Consider the following 2,125-nt stretch of genomic DNA (forward strand, 5'->3'; position numbering starts at 1 on the left):
CGCGTTCGGCGCCTGGCCCCCTGGAGCCCGCATCCCTCCCGGCTCGCCGATCGGCTCGGAAGACAACGGTGCCGTCTGCAGCACCAATCCTCCCTTCCCGTCCTGGATCCCCCGTTGCGTATCGAGAATCAGCGGCTTGGGCGACGTTGCGGCAACAGCCGCGAGTCCCTGGACAAGCACTGCCGCGCCCAGAACGAGACGCGCGCGGGCACTTCGACGCACATCGAGACGCAAACGCATGATCGTGTCCTTCAGGATGAAAAGCAGGTGCATACCATAGCGCTGCACTGACGATTGCGCCAGATCCGGCGCACAAAAAACAAAGCCCCGTCAAATACGGGGCTTGCTTATCGTTCGGTGCCACATGGCACCTGACGGTGACTCCGATTACAGCGAGTAGCCGTTGGTTTCCAGCGAGCGGATGCGGCTTTCGAGCTGGACGATGTCCGACGAAGTTGCGAGGTAGGCCTCACGGCGTTCACGTTCTGCGGATTCGAACCAGTTGCTCAGCTTTTCGACGATGTAGGCGATCATGACGTTCTCCAAGGAAGGGGGACCCCTGGTGAATCGATGTTCAGGGATTTCCCGTATAGGGTTATCCCGAATTATAGCGATGCCGCACCAAGATGCTAATGAAATACTTGCATGGCAATCATTCCCTTTCGGAATGGTCACCCACAAAAACGTCATAACCCATTGATTTTTATGGAAACCGAATCGAAGGCCGATTGCGGCCTCGAGCGCACGCACTAATTTGGTTCGCCGATGGGGTCGGATAGACGCGCCAAAATCGGGCATTCGGGCCGCCCATCACCATGACAGTGCGCAGCAAGATCGGCCAGTGTGTCACGCATGTCGCTCAGCTCGGCGATGCGCTTGTCGAGTTCTGCCACATGCTCGAGGGCAATCGACTTCACTTCGGCGCTCGCGCGCGAACGGTCTTGCCAGAGCATCAGGAGCTTGCGGATGTCCTCGACGAGAAAGCCAAGGCGTCGCGCCTGACGGACGAAGCGCAGGATATGGATCTCGTCTGCGCCGTAGATCCGGTAGCCGGCGTCGGTACGCTTGCTCGGCGCCAGCAGGCCGACCTGTTCGTAGTACCGGATCATCTTTGCGCTGACTCCGGATTCGCGCGACGCGTCGCCGATATTCATTCCCGCCCTCTCCATCAAGCCCTGGTTTCGAACATGAACGTCGACGTGTGCAATCGCCGACGTTATGTCGATCGTATCAAATCGCGTGGTTTCGTTCCGGGGTAAGGATTGACTGCAGGGTGGCGTCTGATTGATCTGACATGCGTGCCGTTGGGATGTGATGAATGGAGCACTCTTTTCTCACCACACATGCATTTCCGCCGCACCAATGCAAAAACCCCCGCCTTTCGGGCGGGGGTTCTTGGCTTAGGGAGCCTGACGATTACCTACTTTCACACGGGAATCCGCACTATCATCGGCGTAGAGTCGTTTCACGGTCCTGTTCGGGATGGGAAGGGGTGGGACCGACTCGCTATGGTCATCAGGCAAAGAGGGTTGTTGCGCTGCTTTGCAGCACAACCAATCTGGGAAGAAGCAGTAATTAGGTTGTGTGTATCACACACGAGAATCCAACTTGTCGCTCTGGATTCTGCAGCCAGTGCTTTCACACGGCGCCGATCTACAAGGCAGACTTGTTATAGGATCAAGCCTTACGGGCAATTAGTATCAGTTAGCTGAACGCATTACTGCGCTTACACACCTGACCTATCAACGTCCTGGTCTCGAACGACCCTTCAAGGGGATCTAGTCCCCAGGGATATCTCATCTTAAGGCGAGTTTCCCGCTTAGATGCTTTCAGCGGTTATCTCTTCCGAACATAGCTACCCGGCGATGCCACTGGCGTGACAACCGGTACACCAGAGGTTCGTCCACTCCGGTCCTCTCGTACTAGGAGCAGCCCCCTTCAAATATCCAACGCCCACGGCAGATAGGGACCAAACTGTCTCACGACGTTTTAAACCCAGCTCACGTACCTCTTTAAATGGCGAACAGCCATACCCTTGGGACCGGCTACAGCCCCAGGATGAGATGAGCCGACATCGAGGTGCCAAACACCGCCGTCGATATGAACTCTTGGGCGGTATCAGCCT

Annotated in this window: 3 protein-coding genes and 2 rRNA genes; all 5 read right to left on the minus strand. The window is 56.7% G+C overall.

The window, feature by feature from the left end; translation table 11 throughout:
• On the minus strand, window positions 1-273 hold a 273-nt coding region (locus LPZ50_RS24405), incomplete at its 3' end, for a hypothetical protein (RefSeq protein ID WP_230665427.1).
• Window positions 274-387: 114 nt separating this feature from the next.
• Window positions 388-534 (minus strand): DUF3563 family protein, encoded by a 147-nt coding sequence (locus tag LPZ50_RS24410; protein WP_006478295.1) that lies wholly within the window; start codon window positions 532-534, stop codon window positions 388-390.
• Window positions 535-749: 215 nt separating this feature from the next.
• Window positions 750-1,154 carry a Cu(I)-responsive transcriptional regulator gene (gene cueR / locus LPZ50_RS24415; protein ID WP_226119904.1) on the minus strand — a complete coding sequence of 135 codons (405 nt, stop codon included), beginning with the start codon at window positions 1,152-1,154 and terminating at the stop codon, window positions 750-752.
• A 253-nt stretch (window positions 1,155-1,407) separates the two neighbouring features.
• A 5S ribosomal RNA gene (rrf, locus tag LPZ50_RS24420) occupies window positions 1,408-1,520 on the minus strand.
• A gap of 153 nt (window positions 1,521-1,673) precedes the next feature.
• Window positions 1,674-2,125 (minus strand): 23S ribosomal RNA (locus tag LPZ50_RS24425); the annotation flags it as partial.

Source organism: Bordetella petrii, from assembly GCF_020991325.1.
Classification (GTDB): Bacteria; Pseudomonadota; Gammaproteobacteria; order Burkholderiales; family Burkholderiaceae_B; genus Bordetella_A; species Bordetella_A petrii_E.

Coding starts and splice junctions, on each gene's coding strand:
- cueR (WP_226119904.1), bottom strand. CDS start 1,154: ATGAATATCGGCGACGCGTCGCGCGAATCCGGAGTCAGCGCAAAGATG.
- LPZ50_RS24410 (WP_006478295.1), bottom strand. CDS start 534: ATGATCGCCTACATCGTCGAAAAGCTGAGCAACTGGTTCGAATCCGCA.